The sequence below is a fragment of the Sinanaerobacter sp. ZZT-01 genome (genome assembly GCF_035621135.1).
In the GTDB taxonomy this organism is placed as follows: domain Bacteria; phylum Bacillota; class Clostridia; order Peptostreptococcales; family Anaerovoracaceae; genus IOR16.
In genome coordinates this window covers 403,990-423,925 of record NZ_CP141728.1, presented here as the reverse complement: position 1 = coordinate 423,925, position 19,936 = coordinate 403,990, and the positions used below count along the sequence as shown (strand labels likewise).

Annotated in this window: 27 protein-coding genes; 26 read left to right on the top strand and 1 reads right to left on the bottom strand. The window is 49.9% G+C overall.

The window, feature by feature from the left end:
• Window positions 1-198 precede the first annotated feature (198 nt).
• The 9 genes from U5921_RS02050 to U5921_RS02010 are packed head-to-tail and all read left to right on the top strand — an operon-like array spanning window position 199 to window position 6,030.
• Window positions 199-675: a ribbon-helix-helix domain-containing protein gene (locus U5921_RS02050; RefSeq protein WP_324824873.1), complete on the top strand. Its 477-nt coding sequence runs from the start codon at window positions 199-201 to the stop codon at window positions 673-675.
• A gap of 17 nt (window positions 676-692) precedes the next feature.
• Window positions 693-1,736 (top strand): DUF5688 family protein, encoded by a 1,044-nt coding sequence (locus U5921_RS02045; RefSeq protein WP_324824872.1) that lies wholly within the window; start codon window positions 693-695, stop codon window positions 1,734-1,736.
• A gap of 34 nt (window positions 1,737-1,770) precedes the next feature.
• Window positions 1,771-1,893, top strand: a complete 123-nt coding sequence (locus tag U5921_RS02040) for a hypothetical protein (RefSeq protein ID WP_324824871.1) — start codon at window positions 1,771-1,773, stop codon at window positions 1,891-1,893.
• A 52-nt stretch (window positions 1,894-1,945) separates the two neighbouring features.
• The gene (locus U5921_RS02035) at window positions 1,946-2,374 is read left to right on the top strand and encodes a hypothetical protein (protein ID WP_324824870.1); all 429 of its coding nucleotides are present in this window, start codon (window positions 1,946-1,948) and stop codon (window positions 2,372-2,374) included.
• Window positions 2,375-2,378: 4 nt separating this feature from the next.
• A complete protein-coding gene (locus tag U5921_RS02030; protein WP_324824869.1) occupies window positions 2,379-2,873 on the top strand; it encodes a hypothetical protein in 495 nt (164 codons plus the stop codon).
• A gap of 11 nt (window positions 2,874-2,884) precedes the next feature.
• Window positions 2,885-3,406: a hypothetical protein gene (locus tag U5921_RS02025; RefSeq protein WP_324824868.1), complete on the top strand. Its 522-nt coding sequence runs from the start codon at window positions 2,885-2,887 to the stop codon at window positions 3,404-3,406.
• A 16-nt stretch (window positions 3,407-3,422) separates the two neighbouring features.
• The gene (gene mobP3, locus U5921_RS02020) at window positions 3,423-4,643 is read left to right on the top strand and encodes a MobP3 family relaxase (RefSeq protein WP_324826029.1); all 1,221 of its coding nucleotides are present in this window, start codon (window positions 3,423-3,425) and stop codon (window positions 4,641-4,643) included.
• A 20-nt stretch (window positions 4,644-4,663) separates the two neighbouring features.
• Window positions 4,664-5,335: a hypothetical protein gene (locus tag U5921_RS02015; RefSeq protein ID WP_324824867.1), complete on the top strand. Its 672-nt coding sequence runs from the start codon at window positions 4,664-4,666 to the stop codon at window positions 5,333-5,335.
• An 11-nt stretch (window positions 5,336-5,346) separates the two neighbouring features.
• Window positions 5,347-6,030: a hypothetical protein gene (locus U5921_RS02010; RefSeq protein ID WP_324824866.1), complete on the top strand. Its 684-nt coding sequence runs from the start codon at window positions 5,347-5,349 to the stop codon at window positions 6,028-6,030.
• A 28-nt stretch (window positions 6,031-6,058) separates the two neighbouring features.
• Here U5921_RS02010 and U5921_RS02005 read toward each other — a convergent pair whose 3' ends face one another.
• Window positions 6,059-6,367, bottom strand: coding sequence for a helix-turn-helix transcriptional regulator (locus U5921_RS02005; RefSeq protein WP_324824865.1), 309 nt, complete (start codon window positions 6,365-6,367; stop codon window positions 6,059-6,061).
• Between the two features lie 145 nt (window positions 6,368-6,512).
• Between U5921_RS02005 and U5921_RS02000 the strand changes: the two genes are divergently transcribed.
• The 17 genes from U5921_RS02000 to U5921_RS01910 all read left to right on the top strand — a co-directional run bounded on the left by U5921_RS02000 (window position 6,513) and on the right by U5921_RS01910 (window position 19,930).
• Window positions 6,513-7,349, top strand: coding sequence for a hypothetical protein (locus U5921_RS02000; protein ID WP_324824864.1), 837 nt, complete (start codon window positions 6,513-6,515; stop codon window positions 7,347-7,349).
• A 92-nt stretch (window positions 7,350-7,441) separates the two neighbouring features.
• Window positions 7,442-8,125: a hypothetical protein gene (locus tag U5921_RS01995; protein ID WP_417765029.1), complete on the top strand. Its 684-nt coding sequence runs from the start codon at window positions 7,442-7,444 to the stop codon at window positions 8,123-8,125.
• A complete protein-coding gene (locus tag U5921_RS01990; protein WP_324824863.1) occupies window positions 8,122-10,410 on the top strand; it encodes a VirD4-like conjugal transfer protein, CD1115 family in 2,289 nt (762 codons plus the stop codon). The genes U5921_RS01995 and U5921_RS01990 overlap by 4 nt, the downstream gene beginning before the upstream one ends.
• Entirely contained in the window at window positions 10,403-10,744 is a 342-nt protein-coding gene (locus U5921_RS01985) for an Mbov_0395 family pilin-like conjugal transfer protein (RefSeq protein WP_417765065.1), read from the top strand. The genes U5921_RS01990 and U5921_RS01985 overlap by 8 nt, the downstream gene beginning before the upstream one ends.
• Before the next feature lie 86 nt (window positions 10,745-10,830).
• A complete protein-coding gene (locus tag U5921_RS01980; RefSeq protein ID WP_324824861.1) occupies window positions 10,831-11,115 on the top strand; it encodes a DUF6133 family protein in 285 nt (94 codons plus the stop codon).
• Between the two features lie 76 nt (window positions 11,116-11,191).
• On the top strand, window positions 11,192-11,467 hold the full coding sequence (locus U5921_RS01975) for a SpoVG family protein (RefSeq protein ID WP_324824860.1): 276 nt from the start codon (window positions 11,192-11,194) through the stop codon (window positions 11,465-11,467).
• A gap of 57 nt (window positions 11,468-11,524) precedes the next feature.
• The gene (locus U5921_RS01970) at window positions 11,525-12,367 is read left to right on the top strand and encodes a conjugal transfer protein TrbL family protein (RefSeq protein WP_324824859.1); all 843 of its coding nucleotides are present in this window, start codon (window positions 11,525-11,527) and stop codon (window positions 12,365-12,367) included.
• A 16-nt stretch (window positions 12,368-12,383) separates the two neighbouring features.
• A complete protein-coding gene (locus tag U5921_RS01965; RefSeq protein ID WP_324824858.1) occupies window positions 12,384-12,596 on the top strand; it encodes a mercury transporter in 213 nt (70 codons plus the stop codon).
• Window positions 12,548-12,931, top strand: coding sequence for a hypothetical protein (locus U5921_RS01960; protein ID WP_324824857.1), 384 nt, complete (start codon window positions 12,548-12,550; stop codon window positions 12,929-12,931). The genes U5921_RS01965 and U5921_RS01960 overlap by 49 nt, the downstream gene beginning before the upstream one ends.
• A gap of 12 nt (window positions 12,932-12,943) precedes the next feature.
• Window positions 12,944-14,458: a DNA (cytosine-5-)-methyltransferase gene (dcm, locus tag U5921_RS16170; protein WP_417765028.1), complete on the top strand. Its 1,515-nt coding sequence runs from the start codon at window positions 12,944-12,946 to the stop codon at window positions 14,456-14,458.
• Complete coding sequence (locus tag U5921_RS01940; protein ID WP_324824856.1) at window positions 14,455-15,030, top strand: MT-A70 family methyltransferase; 576 nt, start codon at window positions 14,455-14,457, stop codon at window positions 15,028-15,030. Before dcm ends, U5921_RS01940 begins: the two co-directional genes overlap by 4 nt.
• Before the next feature lies 1 nt (window position 15,031).
• Window positions 15,032-15,823: a hypothetical protein gene (locus U5921_RS01935; RefSeq protein WP_324824855.1), complete on the top strand. Its 792-nt coding sequence runs from the start codon at window positions 15,032-15,034 to the stop codon at window positions 15,821-15,823.
• On the top strand, window positions 15,807-16,373 hold the full coding sequence (locus U5921_RS01930) for an A24 family peptidase (protein WP_324824854.1): 567 nt from the start codon (window positions 15,807-15,809) through the stop codon (window positions 16,371-16,373). The genes U5921_RS01935 and U5921_RS01930 overlap by 17 nt, the downstream gene beginning before the upstream one ends.
• A 22-nt stretch (window positions 16,374-16,395) precedes the next feature.
• Window positions 16,396-17,247: a Flp pilus assembly protein CpaB gene (cpaB, locus tag U5921_RS01925; RefSeq protein ID WP_324824853.1), complete on the top strand. Its 852-nt coding sequence runs from the start codon at window positions 16,396-16,398 to the stop codon at window positions 17,245-17,247.
• Window positions 17,248-17,265: 18 nt separating this feature from the next.
• On the top strand, window positions 17,266-18,117 hold the full coding sequence (locus U5921_RS01920) for a ParA family protein (protein WP_324824852.1): 852 nt from the start codon (window positions 17,266-17,268) through the stop codon (window positions 18,115-18,117).
• Window positions 18,117-18,560 (top strand): XF1762 family protein, encoded by a 444-nt coding sequence (locus U5921_RS01915; protein ID WP_324824851.1) that lies wholly within the window; start codon window positions 18,117-18,119, stop codon window positions 18,558-18,560. Before U5921_RS01920 ends, U5921_RS01915 begins: the two co-directional genes overlap by 1 nt.
• A 14-nt stretch (window positions 18,561-18,574) precedes the next feature.
• The gene (locus tag U5921_RS01910; RefSeq protein ID WP_324824850.1) at window positions 18,575-19,930 is read left to right on the top strand and encodes an ATPase, T2SS/T4P/T4SS family; all 1,356 of its coding nucleotides are present in this window, start codon (window positions 18,575-18,577) and stop codon (window positions 19,928-19,930) included.
• Window positions 19,931-19,936 lie beyond the last annotated feature (6 nt).

Below are 19,936 nucleotides of genomic sequence, written 5' to 3'. Positions count from 1 at the left end.
CTTTTGGGAGCGAAGCGACCCACGCCCCTGCCGTTTTTGCGGCAGGGGCTACTTAATGCCAAAATCTCAGATTTTGGAGTTAAGGCAGGAATAGGGTTGTTAAACAACCCGCAAAAACACCGTACAGGCAAAGCCTGTACCCTTGTTAAAGAGTAACTGACGTTGTTAAGTTTTGACTAATGTCGAAGGGAGGATATCATGGCGAAAAAAAGCGACCGAATTATTACGTCGGTCTATCTTACCAAAGAAATGTGCGGTGAAATTGATAAGCTGGCAGCCCGTGAGAATGTGTCCAGAAATGAGCAGATCCGTCGCTTTATCGAAAAGGGACTGGACATTGAGGGCTACACCCAAAATGTAGATTTTATTTCCAGTATTATCAGACAGGAATTTACTGCGGTCTATCACATCGAGGACATCAAAGCGGTTGCAGAGCAACAGACCAATCGTCTTGCCAAAATGCTGATGAAGTCAGGCAAGATAGACGCCGCAGGGTTCTTTTTACTGATTAAGGTTTTGATGAACCTTGCCCACGATGGAACAGAGGATCAGTTTGACCAAATGTTAAATGAAGCGGTCACGCTGGGGGTGGACTATATGCAGAAAAAAGATTTTCAAATCAACAGCTTTTTGCAGGACACTGACAATCTGCGTGGTCTTGCAGATAAGCTGTGATGGAAAGGAGCATTTTTATGAATTTAATGGATTATCAGCAATTTTTAGACGCAGTGTGTAACCAAGCGAAGGACTATTTCCCAAAGGAGTACCAAGATGCCAAGGTAGAACTAAATCACATGGTGAAAACCAATGATCAAGAGATGGATGGGATTACCATACGTCGGGAGCAGGACTCCTTAGTACCACAAATTTACCTCAACGGGTATTTTGAACTTTATGAAAATGGTGTCAGCTTGAATGAAATTCTGACGGACATCGCTGCCCAATATTTTCATAGGGCAGTCCGGTCCTTTGAAAATCTGCCGGAGGATTTGTCTGACTACGAGCAGATAAAAGACCGGATTGTGGTTCAGATAATCAATCGTGATATGAACCAGATGTTGTTAAAGGAAGCGTTCAGCAAATCCATTGATCACACGGATTTAGCGGCTGTTCTCAAAATCCCTGTTCACGAGGATGACCACAGCTCCGCCACCATTCGGGTTACAAAGGAACTGATGGAACGATGGAAGCTGGATTCTGAGGTGGTGTATCAGGATGCGCTAAAGAATACCGTCAAAGCCTATCCGGCACAGATAACAACACTACAATCCGTTATTGGTGAAATGATGTTCCCGCCTTCTATGTTTTCCAATGAGGTGAATTGGGAGATGCCGGAGGTATGTGAGATGAAGTCTTATGAGCCGTATGTCCTTACCACTCCCTCAAAACAGTATGGTGCGGCTACTCTGTTATACCCAGAGGTATTACAGCAGATTTCTGATAATGCGCAGTCAAATCTTTTCATTCTGCCCAGCAGTGTCCATGAACTGCTTTTGATGCGGGACACAGGAGAGGTAAACGCCGCAGAACTTCAGGCCATGGTGATGGGGGTAAATCAAGAAGCTGTGCCGCCGGAAGAACAGCTTTCCGATGAGGTTTATTACTATGATGGAAAAGAACATACTCTTTCCATGGCTACTGTGAAAGAGGAAACGGCTGAACTGAAACAGAGATTTCAGCAGAACTCTGATTATGCTGCTTTCAATCAGGAAACGGGTATGGAGCAGGAGCTTTAAGGCACATTTCAAAATCTTTGATGGGAGGAATCCAATGGCATCCAATATTTACATCTTATCAGCCTGCGACGCATGGGCAGGCAAAGACAGTATGCGTATATTAGGCGTTACTACTGACGAAACCATGGCTTTGTTTTCAAGAGGACTTCAAAAATGAGGAAGTCAGCTTTGATAAGCTGCAATACGGCTTTGTGCAGACCTACGATGATATGCAGATAACAGAGCCAATTTCCCTTGTACAGTTCCCCGAAGCAGCGGTCGCCTATGAGGAAATTACCGAGATACAGTCCAAGGTTGAAATCGAAAAGCTGGAGCTTGACCGTAGAAGCCTGATTTATACCGAAGTGGCGCTTCAGACGGATTTCGGTTATACCAGCTTTTTAGTGTCGGGATTTTGCGACCGTGACGATTTGGAAGCCAGTGACGGCTTTCAAAACTTTATGGAGGGAACCACCGATGCGCAAGTCAATGCCGGTGTGTATTCTTACTCAGTGGGAAATGGAGAAAGCGAATATCCCACTGAGGACGAACTGGTTATCATCAAGCGATATGCTGATGAGCTGCACAAGGAATATAGCGTTGACTCCGTACTAAGCGATTTTATCAGCTTCTATTATGAAGCGGAACAGGAGTATTGAGCCTATGACACAGGCAAACCGATACAAAGAACTTGCCGCACTGACAAAGCGGGCGGATGACCTCGACCCTGCTTATCATGCGGCTTTTTATCTGCTGTCCTATGACCCGGAGCTGTACGAAACCGCCCGCAGATATGTGAACGTGGACGGCATCGGCTTCACCGGCATAAAACGTGCAACCCGTGATTTTGACGAGCGTACACGCTTTGTCGTTGACATTGCCCACAACCTGTTTTCCTATAACAGCGCTTGCAAAGCCACTCCCTTTGAGATTTCACGGCTGGGTTATCCCTACTTGGAAATGGTGTGCAATTCTTTCTATATTGCCACCGGAGAGGTTCAGGTTGTTTTGGAGCCGGGGCAGGATGGACAGCTTGAAATGAAGCTGGATGCCAGCCGTTATCAGCAAAACAAGCGTATCCAGCAACGATTTGAGCAACTTCAAAAATCCATGTTTGCAGACATGGTGCAGGACGAGGCCGCAGAGCCGGAAAGGTAAGGTGAATTATTTTGATTACAGGAGTTATCTGTTATCAGGGCGGTACGCTGGTGGTAGAGCTGCCCTGCGGAGCTTATGAGCTGGCAGAGCATTTGGGCAGTATAGGCATCCGTTCCCCGGCTTCGGAGATTTTGGCACATGGAACGGAACAGGTTGAAGTAAAGCTGGCAGCCGGTGAACGGATGGGGGCGTTCATTCTTGCCAACCTTCAGGACAGAGACACGCTCTCCGGCGTGAACCTTGCCTGTCAGGAAGTAAACCGTGTCTGCCCCTTTGGGTATGATGAATTTCTGGATATGCTCGATCCCGAACCGCAAGCCGGTTTTAACCGCTATGCGTTTTACAAGCCCTATGAAACTCTGCCGCCCAGCACCGCAGGGGGCATGAAATTCATTTTGGAGGAAAGCAGGCGCTATCACTCCACAATGGAGAATTACCGCACTGTATGCGAAGCGGAGGCTGCGGAGGACGACCGCAACATCAGGGAGGTAAATCGTATGCTGGAGTCCGGCGAGGATGAATGGGAACGCTGACGGGAGGTGATGGGCAATCTCCCTTTTAGTCTATAAGCAGAGATTCAAAAATCCCAATTATAAAAGCACCGCAGGCAAGAATTATGCCCATGTGCGCTATATCGCCACCCGTCCGAGGGTTGCCAAAAATGAGGGCATGAACCATGGACTGTTCGGAAAGCTCTCCCCTGGTCCCATAACCGAGTTTGAGGACTGGCGGGATGTGGCAAGGCTGGTCTATGCCAATTCCAAAAAGCATATCACCAAGTACCGCAGCGTGATTTCTTTTGACGAGGAAACGGCTGCCGAACTGAACTTGACCGACCAAAAGGCATGGCAGAGGTATATTGAAAACCACATTATGACCATTGCCGAAAAAAACAATATCCGGCGTGAAAACTTGCAATGGGCGTGTGCGCTCCATAAGGAAAAGCGCCACCCCCATATCCATGTGGTGTTTTGGGATACCTCGTCACGGGTCAAAAATCCCTTTACCCCGCCTGCCGTTCCCAATGCCATCAGAAAGCAGCTCATTAAAGAAACCTTTGCGGAGCGCATCCGTGCCTATGGGGAGCAGAAAAACAAGGCCACCGCCGAACTGCGCAGTATCAGCAATGAACTGGTAGACGAGTTTGAACAGCATCTGCGGCGGCTGGGCAAGGATCAGTATAAGCGGCTCCGGGATGACTATGACGAGGAAAATGAGCTATCCGGCAGCTTTGATTTTGATGATGCGGTACTGAATGAAACCGCCGACCGTGTATTCCGTCTTAAATCCGCACTCCAGCCCACCGGCCGCATTGCCTATCAGCTTCTGACGCCGGAACTCAAGGCTGAGGTTGATAAGCTGGTGGCGTATCTTCTGGAGAATGTCCCTGCACTCAGGGAGCAGAAAGAACGCTACATAGACAGCAAAATGAAAATGGCCCAGCTATACGGCGGCAGTGATGAATACCTCGGCAGCCTGCAAAAGCGATTTTCCGGGGAAGCGGATAAAATCATTGCAAACCGTGTGCTGGGCATGGTAAAGACCTTGAACCGGCTGGATTATGAAATGAAATCCGAGGAATACAAAAGCGCCCGTCGTTCTTATTTTGCCGAGCAGATGCTGATGGAGGCGCTGGATATGCTCTCCGGTCTGACCCACGACAATGACAGCCGTTTCAGCGATTGGGAGAAAGCCAACGGCCGGGAGCTGTCAAAGGACGCCAAAAAGGAGCTGTTTTTGAAATTGCAGGATAAGGGCTATGAACATTAACCGTTAAGGAGGAATGAGGATTGAAAACCAAAAAAGAGTTTTTTGATGACTTTTATACACGGCTGACCCAAAGGGGCTTCCGTGTGGAAAGTGTTATGGAAAGCGATATAGCCGCCGAGGTTTACAACGAAAACTCCCTGTTCTGTATGGTTACACAGGATGGGGAGCTTGTTTTTGAAACCTACGGCGGCGAAAAGGTCCGGGCTTTGGAGCAGGCGGCCGAAGAAACCCGTACAGGTCTTTCCTGCTGTATGCAGCCGCCGTTTGCGGATATGGATCGGACAGAAACGATTCTGCTTACAGGCGGTTCCTACATCAAGGTGTTTGAGAGCGCTGGGGTGGTGCTGCTCTGCCGCCGTACTGCTTTATTCGGCTATGAGTTTGTCACCTGTCAAAAGGCCATGCCAAAGCACAATACCAAACGCTTTTACAGGGAACGTTTCTTTTATGACCCCGTGCTGGCACAGGACGACTTTTTGGAGCGCAGCGGGCTTAAAATCCCGGCGCCGCTTTCTCTTTCCCACGATGAACTTCGGGTACTGGTGTCCTGCTGTGCAAGGTGCGTTATGCTGGACAATGAAATGGACAGCGGGCAGGAGAACCGTATCCGTGAACTGATGGCAAGGATTGAGGAAAGCCTGCCGGGGCAGCCTGACCTTTCCCCCCGCCACTATTTTCAGAATGAAATGTAAGGAGAGTGCCTATGAAAACCAAAACCGAGTTTTACCAAAGCTATTTTGAAACCCTGCAAAAGAAAGGATTTACCGTACAGCCCTCCACTTCACCGGACTATGTGGCGGACATTTACCACAGGGATAAGCTGATTGCTTTTTTCACCAAGAATGACACGGTAATGAAAAATCCCTTTGTGGAAGTGCAGAATAAGCTCATGGACAGAATACAGACCCTTGCCAAGTCTACAGCGGTGGCTTGCGGGATCTGTTCGGATAAGCCTTTTGATGAGGAAACCGCCGCGAAATTGCCCAACAACTTGTATAAAATTAATGAACATAACGGCGTGGTGCTGGCCTGCAAGCATCACCCCCTGTTTGAGTATGTGCTTTCCACCTACCGCTGCGATGAAAAGAAAAACCCCATCCAGCGCCAGTATTTCTACAACAAAGAGGACGCCTTTGAGAGTTTCGCCACCAGAAGCGGCTTGATTGATGAAAAACGGCTGTTCTCCGAAACGGATTTGAAAGTCATCTATGCGGGGCTGGTTAAAATGCGCACCGTTGACAACGACATGACACAGGACGATCTCAACTCTGTGGAACGGCTGGTAGATAAAATTGAGGACATTATGCCGGAGCTGCAAAAAAGAGAAAAGGTGCTGGACTTCTCATGGCTCTTTGGCAGCATGGAGCGCGGCATTGAACGGGAATAAATAGCGGCTGCCTTGTTAGGGCAGCCGGTTACTTTGCCATCAGCTTTGCGATATGGAGAACCGCATCAGCCTTTTCTTGATTCAGCACACGAACACTTTCTACAAGTTCCCGTTCATATGCAGTGGGATACAGCACATCGCTGCTTTCGTTATAAAACTCCGAAATCGTTGTGCCTAGGCGGGCAAGCAATTTTTCCAGCACAAGCACAGATGGCTGGCTTTCGCCTTTTTCAATTTTGCGGATATAATTTTCCGATATGTCAGTTTCTTTGGACAGCTTATATACGCTGATACCCCTTTGCGTTCGGAGCAGTTTGAATTTTTGTGGTAAGTCCATCTTTATCCTCCTTTAATCTATCCTACTTTTATTATGTGTCATAACACAACAAAATATAAGATAACAATAGTGGTTGATTATACGGATATATAGTTGTATTATGTAAGTGTAACTGCGTAACCCATTCAGATAGGAGAGTGATATTATGAATCATCCAAGCGGAGAGTCGATTTGGGGCAATATTAATACTGCCCTTGAAATCGCACTGAATATTTATGTTATTGTAGCAAAAGATGAAAACGGCATTGAGCGTGAGGGCATTATGATCCCGAAGGATAAGGCTAAGGAGGTATTGTCGGACAAAGCCATTTCCATGGCAGAGCAGGACGGGGACTGGCTTTGCTACGGCGAGGACATCAAGGATGTTCCCATGTATGAAATGCTTCAGCGGCGTGTGGCTGCCTGCAAGCGCATGGAAGCCAAGGCAGTGGAGATGATGGAGGAAATCAGGCGTGACGGCAAACTGCGTCTGACCGATTACTTTGGCGAGTGCCCCCCGCCTGCCCAGCAGGGCAAAGACAGCCCCCCGCCCGTTCCGGTGAGAAACGGTATCTATTTCGTGCAGTCAGGCGGACAGGATTTCTTTGCTGTCCATGAGGCGGTAGCCGATAATTTCATGTCTGATATGGCTGTAGCCTTTGGAAACCGTCAGGGCGAATATCTGCTTTACGATTTGACCACCGCCGCTGTCCCTCTTTTTGAACTGCGCCAGCTTTATGAGGAAGTGGCTGACCTGATTGTTTCCGAGGACAGCCTGCTGTCTACGCTGAACACAAACTTCAAAACCTACGTCTTGTATTATAACGAGCTGATTCAGGAGGAGGCGAAAATCCCGCCTGTGAACGCTCCTGCCAGCCTGTTCCTGCAAAAGCAGCTTGACCGGTCGGCCAATGAGCCGGAACACAGTGACTTCAAGGAAGATACTGCGCAGGAACCTTATAATCCGGGTGAGGAAGCCGAGGACTTTGGCTATGAGCCTTAATCGTTGAAAACTTAATAGAACAGCAACCGGCCCCCCTGCACCGCATTGATGGTGCAGGGGGGCACTTTTTTGTTTTTTAGGAGGTGAACAACTTGAAAATGGTGTATATCGCAAGTCCTCTGCGTGGGGACTATAACACCAACATAAAAAATGCCGTGGAATATTGCCGCATTGCCGGAGAGCAGGGGGTATTACCGCTTGCTCCCCATATCATCTTCAGTCAATGGTGCAATGACACCATTCCCGAACAGCGGGAACAGGGGTTGCAGCTTGGCCTTGCCCTGTTGGAAAAATCCGATGAGCTGTGGGTTATGGGAACCACTTTCAGCCAAGGGATGCAGGGAGAAGTTGCATTTGCTATGGAGCATAAAATCCCGATATTTTTCGTGAGCCATCCCCATGATCCAGCCTATTATCCGGTCAGCACCGATGAAAACAGAATTTTGACTTCGATTGACTGTTTCCCCGAAAGCAGGCGGGAAAATTATGAGGGGCAATTTGTGATACTTCGGCATGAGCATCTAAAGCAGGAGTATCGGACACCCCGTAATCAGATATGGGCAGTCACCCATGGCCCCGGCTGCCGCCCGGATTATGTCCGCAGAGATACCATTCACTTAACGCATCCTGTGGACGGGGATCGCATGGCGGTTGGGCGTGGTGAGGTTTGGGGCATTCCTACACCTGAAACGATGGACAGGATTAGGCAGGCTTATCCAGAGTTTGATGCTGCCCTCCAGCCAGCCGCAGAGCCGGAGGGAGAACTTTGCCGATGAAGAAAAAGGAAAAGCTCATTTTAGGTTCCATCATCATCGGCCTTGGCACAATTTTCAATCTGTTCTTTACTGCGGCTTTGCATGGGCTGCTGTCGCACCGGGTCCGTACCCTGACTTTACTCCCGTTATGGGACTGTATCGCAGGGCTGTTCACCCAGCGCCAGCAGCTTATGTTGTTCTTGTCCTTTGAGGGTTTCCTTTGTCTGTGCTGTGTGCTGTTTTGGGTACAGAACAACCGCCCCTATCAAAGCGAGCTTGTTCAAGTGGCAGAGGACATCTATACGCCTGCCCCGGTGGGACAGTATCAGCATGGCTCGGCACGGTGGCTGCAAGATAAAGAAAAGTGCAGGGTCTTTGGAACACAGCTTATCAATCCGGCGAACCCTCTTATTCGTAGGCTGTTAGATACCGGCTTTGAGGATTTGCCGTTTATGGAGGAAAACAAAAATAAGAATATACCCTTAGAGCAAGTGGAAACCGGGCAGGGTGCGGCGGTACAGGACGAACCCAACCCACCGCCCGTTCCTATAAAATCAAGGGAAGAAAAGGAGGAATTGATACAGGATGCGGACTTTGAATCCGTGGATTATGACCTTGCGGCTGCTCATTTAACAGAGGCACCACAGCCACAGGATACCCCGCCCGTACCGCAAAATAAGCCGGAGAAAGAAAAAGCCGATCCCTATAAGCTGTTTGATGAGGGCGGCATCGTGGTGGGTGCAGAGAAAATCAGAGCAGGAGAGCTTGGGGAGCCGTCTGAACGGCTCTACTACATTCCTGACGATACCCATACTTTGACTATCGGCGCAACTCGTTCAGGGAAAACACGCTGCCTTGTCATCCAGTCCATCTGTATGCTGGGGCTTGCCGGGGAAAGTCTGGTCATCAGCGATCCCAAAGCCGAACTGTTCCACTATACAGCGGTATTTCTTAAAAAGCTGGGCTATGAGGTGATCTGTCTGGATTTCAAGAACCCGGAAAAAAGCACTCGTTACAATCTCCTTCAACCAGTCATTGACGCGGTAAATAAGGGAGATATGGAACGTGCGGAAATGTATGCGTGGGACATTACCAACATCCTTGTGGGCGATGATGTTTCCAATGAAAAGATATGGGAAAACGGCGAGAAGTCCACCATAGCGGCAGCGATTCTTTGCGTGGTGGTGGACAACAAAAAGCGGCCGGAGTATCAGAACCTCACCAATGTGTACTGGTTTATCGCGGAAATGAGCAAGTCTGTGGGCGGCAAGACGCCTATGAGCGAGTACATGAAAAAACTGCCCAGCACCCACCCGGCAAGGGCGCTCATGTCCATTGCCGAGGTCGCCCCAAGCCGTACCAAGGGCAGCTTTGATACCTCGGCGCTGACTACCCTGCGCCTGTTTACCAGCCGTTCCGTCTATTCCGTTACCCATAAGAGCGATTACAACATCTCGGAAATCGGACAGAAAAAGCAGGCGCTCTATATGATTTTGCCCGATGAAAAGACGACTTACTACCCTATCGCCAGCCTGATGGTATCCCAGCTCTATGAACTTCTGGTCCGTCAATCCGACCAGCGTGGCGGCAGACTGGAACGCCGTGTCAACTTTGTGCTTGATGAGTTCGGAAATTTTACAAAACTGAATGATTTCCCCAATAAGCTGACCGTAGCAGGCGGGCGCGGGTGTCGGTTCAATTTGTTCCTGCAAAGTTTTGAACAGCTTTCCCTAAAATACGACAAAGAAACGGAGGCTATCGTCAAATCCAACTGTCAGACATGGATTTATCTGCAAGCGGATGATAAGGAAACCTTGCAGGAGGTTTGTGACAAGCTGGGCAAGTACACCACTAGCGCCTATCAGCTTTCCAGCCAGCATGGGCGGTATGTCAACCCCTCCAGCTCCCACAGCATCAGCCTTGTGGCAAGGGAGCTATTGACAACGGATGAAATCCGCAGAATCCAGCGACCCTCACAAATCGTCATCAGCCGTTCCCATCCGGCGCTGATGAACGCCCCCGATCTGTCGCAGTGGTATTTTAATCAGATGTGCGGATTGGGCGGCAAGGAGCATAACCGCATGGTGCGGGAAACGAGAGAAGCAGCCCGTCTGGTACTGTCCAATATGACCAGCGATATTCCTCTTTGGAACATTTGGGTTTACTACGCCAAGGATTTGCAGATGAAGGAAGCCCAGCAGAAGTCACAGGCTTTTGCTTCTCAGATGGGCGCAATTTTTTCAGAAAAAGGATTCAGGAAAGGAGGTTCCAGACACAGTGAAAGTGAAGATGGAACAGATGATTAAAAAAATCAGAGCAAAAGGCAAGTTGGTGAGTGCGGGAGCGCTTACCGCCTATCTTTTGTTCCAAAACAGTACGGTGGCCTATGCTGCCGGGATTGGTGACAGCCAAATAGCCAAGGGTACGGAAAAGCTCATTCAGGACGCCACCACATGGCTGATGATTCTGGCTCCCGTGGTGGCCGGCCTGCTTATTATCTATTTCTGTATCCGAAGAAGTGCGGCGGACGAGATGGATCAGAAAAAATGGAACAACCGCATTGTAGTGGCGATTGTGTCCTGCATCGGTGCGGTGCTGGGCAGCGCCACCCTCAATATTATCATCGGCTACTACCAGTAAGCCGGTGGACTTTTCGGAATAAGGCAGGGGACTACCCCGGCTTTATCATAACTCAAAATCTATCAATGAAAAGGAGAACAAACACAATGAAAAACTTTATGAACAAGGTTATTTCCAAGGTAAACGATGTGAAAGAAAAGGGAAAGGCTGCCGCCATTGCAGGGGCTTTGAAATTCCAGCAGCTCAGAACAAAATCCGGTACGGTTCTTGCCCAGCAGTCCGGCGAGGGGTTTGTGGACACGGCGCTGAAGATTTTGATTTCTGTGGTAATCGGCGCCCTTTTGCTGGCAGGGCTTTATATGCTGTTCAACGACACGGTACTGCCTACGCTGGTTGATCGTGTCAAGGAGCTGTTCAATTACAGAGGGTAAGACCCGCACAATGCCCCATGCTGCCGTTATGATATGGCAGCATGGGGTTTTTATAAAAGAATAGGAGGAATTACCGATGAAAGTAACCGCTAAAATTGTCGCCCGTTTGAGCAACGAAGGCAGGCTCAAGGCCATTGCCACAGTCTGCTTGAATAATGAGTTTCTGATTACCGGGGTGCGCATCGTTGAGTGCGAAAAAGGCACCTGCGTGTTCATGCCCAGCAGGAAAACCAATGCCGGGGAATACAAGGATATTTGTTTTCCCATCACACCGGAGCTGCACAGTCAAATCAAAGACACCGTGCTGGAGGTTTATCAGAGCCAGACGGAAGAAACGGTTCCTGCTGAGTGAGCCATAAGGAATTTATGCCCTGCGGGATTTCCAGCAGGGCAAGGAGGTGATTTTTGATTGGAAATAATTCTTGTACTGCTGATTGTTGCCATTCTAAATGGAGCCGTAGCATTTATTGATGAAATGCTCTCCGGTCTTGTCCCCATGACATTAAACGCCGATCAGTATATGACTGCGGCAGGCGGCGGCAGTATGGTAAGTGTGCTGTTTGATATTCTGCTGGGATTTGGCGTGTCCTTGATTATCCTCAAGTTTTTGAAAAAAGGGTTTGAGTGCTATGTCATGTGGACAGACGGCGACCCGGACGCAGAACCGGCCTATCTGGTCATTCGCTTTATTCAGGCCATAGCCGTGGCGGTCTGCTTTCCGGTCATGTATGGCTGGCTTGCCGAGATCACCCAAAGCCTGACCGATGAACTAATGGCAGCTATCAGTGCAAACACAAGCTATGACTGGAATGCTTGGGTCAACGGGATCAGCTCCCTTGGACTGGTGACAGCCATTTTCGGGTTGGTTTTCGTGATATGCTACTTTGTGCTGTATTTCCAATTCTTGATGAGGGGGCTGGAAATTATGATTCTGCGCATTGGCCTGCCCCTTGCCTGTGTCGGTCTGCTGGACAGCGATAAGGGTGTTTTCAAGACCTATATCAACAAATTCTTTCAGACCACCTTTGCGGTGGTGGTGCAGATATGCCTTTGCAAGCTGGGTGTCGCCATGATGATGAATGTAAGCATAATGAATATCTTTTGGGGCATTGCCTGCATCGTGCTTGCCATCAAGACCCCCCGTTTCCTCAGTGAGTTTATGGTTCCCACAGGTGGGGGCGGTGCCGGTGTCATCAACAATATGTACCATTCCGTCCGGCTGGTAGGCATGGCAAAGGGAATGGTCAAATAAAGGCGGTGATGATGAAATGATAACCCTCGACGATATTTCCATAGCAGTCATTTCCCTCATCCGCTTGGGTGCAGTGTTCCGCTTTATTTACTGCATGATCCGGCTGCAATCGGCAGAGGAAGAACAGGCACGGTATAAAAAGCGGGCGAAAAACACTGTTGTTTTCTATGTGATTGCCGAGTGTATCTGGCAAATCAAGGAGATTGTATTTTACTACTATGGAGGGTAAGGAGGAATGGAGTGAACAATGAAATTAACCTTTACATCCCCACCGGAGTAAAGGCAGAAAACGAGCTGTTCAACGGCTTTGGCAGGCGGGAGCTTATGCAAAGCGTTGTCGGCTCCCTGTTCGGCGGTGCAGTTGCAGCGCTCCTTTGGCTGATTGCAGGAAATGTGGCGCTGACCGTAGTGGCAGTCCTGTCCGGCATTTTCGGTTCGGTGATGATGTGTACCAAAGACCAAAATAACCAAAGTGTGGTTGACCAAATCGGGGATATGCTCCGGTTTCGGCGCAGCCAGCAGATTTACCCCTACCGTATGCAGGATGAATGGGGTATGAGATAAGGAGGTAGACTTTTGGCGTTTCTTGACCTTTTTGCAGGAATCGGCGGATTCCGTAGAGGTCTCGAAAGAAGCGGACATACCTGTGTCGGTCATGTCGAAATTGATAAATACGCAAACAAAAGCTATATGGCAATGTATGAGCTTGCACCCTGCCCTTACCGGGAGGATGCAGGCTCTAATTTTACTATGATGTGTAAACCGGAGGTGAGAAAAAACTGTGATGGGAAAAACTGCAAAGGCGAATGGTATGCCAAGGACATTAAACAGATCCGAGCAAGAGAGATTCCAAAAGCTGAAATCTGGACTTTTGGATTTCCTTGCACTGACCTTTCCATCGCAGGACGCATGGAAGGTCTTAGAGGAAGCCGAAGCGGACTGTTTTTTACAGTCGTTGGCCTGCTCAAAAGCACGAATCCCGAAAATCGACCCCAGCAGCTTATCGTTGAGAATGTTAAGCATCTGCTGTCAAGCGAGAATGGCGGGGCATTTACCACCGTTCTCGCTGAATTATGGGAAGCTGGGTATGACTGCGAATGGCAAGCCGTCAATTCAAAGCATTTCGGCGTTCCCCAGCACCGGGAGCGAGTGTACCTTATTGGACATTTTGGAGGAATCCGTGGACGAAAGGTATTTCCTATCGGCGGAGCAAACACAGCGCCTGTTAAGCAGCTTATCGGAGGAAGCCAAGGAAAGCGAGTATACGACATAAGCGGTGTTTCTGTTACCCTGACAGCGGAGGGCGGCGGCTTTGCAGGACGAACGGGGCTTTATGCTGTATCGGTCAACCGCAAGGAGGGTATTACTGGGGCTATCAATCAGGCCCATACCTTGAACGCCAGCGATACCCGTGGCCTAAACCGCAATCAGGATCAGAATGCCGTGCTGTCAGAAATTGCGCCCTGTGCTGCGTTCATTGATTTAAGCGCAGAGCCGAAAATCACGGAAACCGCCCGGTGTATTCGGGCAAGGCAGCATTCAGGCATCGGCAATCACCGGGGGGAAACCTCCGGTGTCTTTTTGTGCCATGGACACCCGGACTGCGTGATGGCGGTCATTACCCCCGACCGCATGGAAAAGAGGCAGAACGGCAGGCGGTTCAAAGAGCCGGGAGAACCCAGCTTTACCTTGACAACGCAGGATCAGCACGGCATTCTGCTGTGCTGCTGCGAGGGCTGGAAAGGTGGTCTGCCTATCAGAGAGGACAAAAAAGACGGCTGCACGATGGCGTATCCCGGCGATGGCATCAATCTGTCCTATCCCAACAGCCACCGGAGCAGGGGGCGTGTCGGTCGCCAGTGTTCCCAAACCCTGATGACGGGTGGGAGCATGGGCGTTCTCCTATGCTGTCGTATCCGCAGGCTGACGCCGAGAGAGTGCTGGAGGTTACAAGCCTTTGAGGACTACCTGTTTGAACGTGCAAAAGCGGCAGGCATCAGCGACGCCCAGCTTTACCGGCAGGCCGGAAACGCCGTTACCGTCAACATTGTCTATGAGATTGGGGTCCGGCTGCCGGGTGGCTGTCTATGAGGTTTTCCGTTCTGTATGTAGACCCACCGTGGTCTTACAAGGTTTATTCCAAAAAGGGACAGGGTCGCAGCGCCGAAAACCACTACCATACCATGAGTGCCGAGGATATTTTCAACCTTGATGTGGCAGGAATTGCAGATAAGGACTGTGTGCTGTTTCTGTGGGTGACATTCCCATGCCTGCTGGCGGGGCTGGAAGCCATTGAGCGTTGGGGATTTACTTATAAGACCCTCGGCTTTTGCTGGGTAAAGCGGTGTAAAAAGCAGCAGGAAAAATGGTTTTGGGGACTGGGCTTCTGGACAAGAGCCAATCCCGAACTGTGTCTGATTGCATCAAGGGGCAAGCCGAAACGCCTATCCAAAGCGGTCCACTGCATTGTAGATACTCCGGTGGAGTATCACAGCAAAAAGCCGGACGAAGTGCGGCGCCGCATTGAGCAGCTCATGGGGGATGTTCCCCGTGCGGAACTGTTTGCAAGGCAGCGGTATGACGGCTGGGTGTGTCTTGGCGATGAAATCAACGGCCTTGATATACGGGAGGCTATTCAGAAAGTCAAAGAAATGGAGGGATGATATGGCATTTGAAGAACGGCTGTCGCTGCTTCTTTCTAAAGCCCATGAAGATTACAATGAAATGGTGCGAACTGCCAATTTTATGGACGGCGATGTAGAGGAATTGTCGGAAAGGATTACGATTGCAAAGAAACTTCTTGAACACATGGAATCCTCACTTTCGGGCTGTTATTCCGATGTAGAGGCTCTTTTGTTTTATGACAGGCCCTTGACGGCAGCCTGTGAGCAGATTAAGGAGAACGGCGCTTCTCTGTGGGACGGACTGATAGAATATTTTGACCGTTTTGTGCTGGATACCAAGCAGCATATAGGGGAAGTTTTGGCACAATGGGATGCGCTGCCCATAAACGAAATGACGCGGGCGGAAGATTACCGTGCCATGGTACAGCAGATTACCAGCTATCAGCAGGAAGAAGAACAGAGGCTTATTCAAAGAGAACACTGGCAAAATGAGTATGATGACAAGCTGGCAAAGGACTATACAGATTGTCAGGAGTACCTGAAACGCTATGAGGAAATCCGGGGTGAGCCGAACACCGAGTTTGAACATCTGATTACCGTCCTGCATCAGCACATGAAAGAGTTTAACAGCTTTACGGATACACAATTACAGGCTATGAGCAGATTAGATGATCCGCTCACTTCTACCTACCACTGTTTGGTCTGCTTTGGGGATAAAGCAACCGATAAGGAAACTCTCGACCGAGTAGTTTTAGGAATGGCCAATGCACGCATGGAGTTCTTAAAACATGAGCAAGAAATGCAGGAGCAGGCCGATGAGCTGGAACGCTGATGGCTGGAGTGCCTTTTTTGCCTGTTTGCTCCTTGCTCTGTTTGTGGGCAGTCTGTGCGATATGGCTATCAGCAGAATATTAAAACCTTCTACACCCAACACCGCCGTTCTCAGCATGACTGTGACGGCGGTGTTTCTCTGTGTATATGGATTTACCCCAACGGCGCTGCGCTGTATCCTGCTATGCCAGGTCCTCATGGTGGCGGGGGTGTTTGACCTAATGACCTATGAAATCCCCGATTGTCTACATTTACTGATTGCAATGGCAGGGCTGATTCACTTTCAGCCCTTGCCTGCCCTTTTGGGGTTTCTGCTTGTTCCCCTGCCGTTTCTGATTGCCGCATTGAAAACGGAAAAGATTGGCGGCGGTGATGTAAAGCTCATGGCGGCCAGCGGCTTTGCCCTCGGTGTAACAGGCGGCATCTGGATGATGATATGGGGGCTTTTCTTTGCCCTGCTTTGGAACCGTGCATTTTGCAGGGAACAAAAAAGTCTGCCCCTTGCGCCGTTTTTAGCTTTCGGGGCATTTTTGACCCTTTTCCCAACTTAATAACGATATGGAGGATAACACAATGAAAGATTTACTCAAAAACAGAATTGTGGTGGGGCTGCTGTGTATTATCACAGCCCTCATCATTTGCTTTGGCCTGACGCCCATGTTTAATAATGCACTCCAGTCTAAAGTGGAGTTGGTGCGTGTCACCACTGAAATCAAAAAGGGCGATGAGATTACGGCCGGTATGATTACCGCTGTGGAAACGGGCGGCTACAATCTTCCCTCTGATGTGGTTTACAAGAAAGAGGATGTCATCGGCAAGTATGCCAATGCCGACCTTTACAAAGGCGACTACATTCTGAAAAGCAAGCTCTCCGATACGCCCCAACTAAAAAATGAATATCTCAGCGGGCTGGACGGCACGAATAGAGCTATTTCCGTCACCATCAAGAGCTTTGCGGCCGGTTTGTCCGGCAAGCTGGAGCGTGGGGATATTGTTTCCCTGATTGCCAGTGATGTGGGAGAGGCCCGAAAAACCTTGATCCCTGATGAACTGCAATATGTTGAGATTATCGCCACCACTGACAGCAGCGGCAACGACCGCAATATTCAGGAGCAGCCCAAGGGCAATGAGGATACCGAGCTTGCCAGCACCATTACCGTCCTTGTCACGCCGCAGCAGGCAAGGCTTCTTGCGGAGCTTGAGCAGACGGGGAAACTTCATGCCGCCCTGGTCTACCGTGGCGGTGCAGAGAACGCACAGAAGTTTTTAGACGAGCAAGCCAAGCTGTTGGAGGCTTTGTATCCCACGAAAAGCGAGGGCTTAACCTATGAAACCGAAAATAATGACGGCACACCGGCACCGGCTCCCGACAGTGCGGCCGGGGGTGTGCCTGCAAACGGCGATATTTCTGACACGGAAGACTGAGAAAGGGAGGCCAAAACCATGGAAGAAAGCAAAGTAATTGCCGTCATGGGCAGTCAGGGCAGCGGGAAAACCACCGCTGCCCTAAAACTTGCCCTTACACTTTCGGCGGCGAAGAAAAATGTCATCGTGGTATTTTGCGACCCCTTTACACCGGTGATTCCGGCTGTACTGCCCGCCCATATGACCCATGACACCTCGCTGGGAAGTCTTTTAACGGCTCCTGCGCTTGCACAGACCACTATCCTGAACGCCTGTGTGCCTACGGAGAAAAACGATTATATCAGCCTGCTGGGGTATTGCGCAGGAGAAAGCCTGATGCACTACCCACAAATCACAAGAGAAAAAGCAGTGGAATTTTTTGTCCTGCTCCGCTATCTGGCGGATTACATCATCATTGACTGCACCTCTACCTTTGAGGCAGACCCGGCATCCATTGTCGCCATTGAACTGGCGGACAGGGTGCTAAAGCTGGGAACCGCCAATCTGAAAGGCGTTTCTTATTACCTGACCCACAATCCCATGCTGGCAGACAGCCGGTTCCGCAAGGATACCCACAGCACCGTCATTGGAAATCTCAAAACAGGACAGGATTGGGAGGCTGCGGCCCAGCAGCTCGGCGGCGCTGATTTTGTTCTGCCCTATGCACCTGAACTGGAACAGCAGTTTGACGAACTTGCCCTGCTGGTTCCGCTGACACAGCCGGAGAGTGCCGGGTACACGGTGGCAATCCAACGGATTTTAGGGATACAGCCGGAGAAACCCAAGGCCAAGGCTGCACCAGAAGCTGCCCCTGTACCGGAAACGTCGAAGAAAGCAAAGAGCAAGTTAGCGTTTCGACTTCCCTTTTCCAAAAGTCGAGGGGAGTTTTGATGCTATCCACCAGACACATCGAACTAAAGGCTGCCAATGACTATATAACGGAACATCATCGACATCATATGGCCGTAAGAGGACACCGCTTTTCCCTTGCCTGTTATGAAAATGGCAGGCTCTGTGGTGTTGCCATTGTTGGCAGACCTCGATCACGCCGCATTGACCAGCACATGACAGTGGAGGTTCTGCGGCTTTGCACGGACGGAACCCGCAATGCCTGTTCCAAGTTGTACGGAGCCTGCCGCCGTGCGGGGAGGGCATTGGGTTATGACAAGCTCATTACCTATATTTTGGAGGCCGAAAACGGAAAAAGCCTTTTGGCAAGCGGCTTTTCCTATTGCTACAAAAGCAAAGGCGGGAGCTGGAACCAACCGGGCAGACCGAGAACCGATAAGGCTCCGGTCTGCCCGAAACATTTATATGAAATCATCCTGAATTGAAGGGAGGACGTAAATTGCAAAATGTCTTAAATATTCATAACAATGTGGGATTGATGGGCGGGGAAACCCGCCTGCGCCCCTTTGCCGAGGTCTTGAAGGATGTGCAGGAGTACATCACCAAGAACTATGCCGACCAGCTAAAAGATGACCCGGAGCATAGCCGGACGCTGATCGGCAGCTATATCCGCAAATATCTTGAAGAAAAGCAGCTCGGCGTGGACTGCATGGAACCGGATGAGCTTGCCGAACTCCTGTATGGAGAAATGACCGGCTTTTCCTTTCTCTCCAAGTACCTCTATCGTGATGATGTAGAGGAAGTCAACATCAACCAGTGGGACGATGTGAAGGTCATCTATGCAAGCGGCGAGGTACTCCCCACCAAGGAAGCCTTTACCTCACCCCAGCACGCCCTTGATGTCATCAAGCGTATGCTGCATAAGTCCGGCATGATACTGGACAATGCCAAGCCCTATGTGATCGGCCATCTTTCCAACAAAATCCGTATTACCGCCACATCTCCCGGCATTGTGGACGAGGACAAGGGGCTGTCCGTGTCCATTCGTATTGTCAACCCCCGCAAGCTCAAAAAAGAGGAATTTGTCAGCTATGGGACTGCCACCGCCGAAATGCTGGATATGCTTTCGGTGTTTTTTAATTATGGCGTTTCCATGTGCATGACCGGGGCGACTTCCTCCGGCAAAACGACGCTGATGAGCTGGATACTCGATCAGATATCCAATGACAAGCGGCTGATCACCATTGAAAAGGGCTGCCGTGAGTTTGACAGCGTGAAGCGTGATGAATTGGGCAGGGTTCTGAACAATGTTATTCACTTCATTACAAAGGAGTCCGACGATCCCAAACAGGTGGTGTCCATGGTAAAGCTCTTGGAGCTTGCCCTTACCATGCACCCGGATTTCCTTGTGGTGGCGGAAATGAAAAGTGAGGAAAGCCTGCAAGCCATCAAAGCGGCTAATACTGGTCATACTTCTCTGACTACCATTCACGCCAACGGCTGCGAGGACACCTATTATCGCATGGCGGCACTGTGCAAGGAAAGCAGCTCTATGGACGATGCCACCCTGATGGGGCTTGCCACAAGGGGCTTTCCTGTGGTGGCCTTTGCCAAGAAGCTGGAGGACAACAGCCGCCGTCTGATGGAGATTGCCGAGTGTGTGGGCGTAAAAGCGGGGGCGCCTGTCATGCGTACCCTGTACCGTTTTAATATTACCGACACCCTCACGGAAAATGGAAAGCCCAAGATCATCGGTCACTATGAAAAGGTTCACGAACCGTCTGAGAGCCTGTGCAAGCGGCTCCGGGAGAACGGTATGCCGCTGAAATTACAGCAGCGGCTTTTAAGTGCGTAAGGGAGG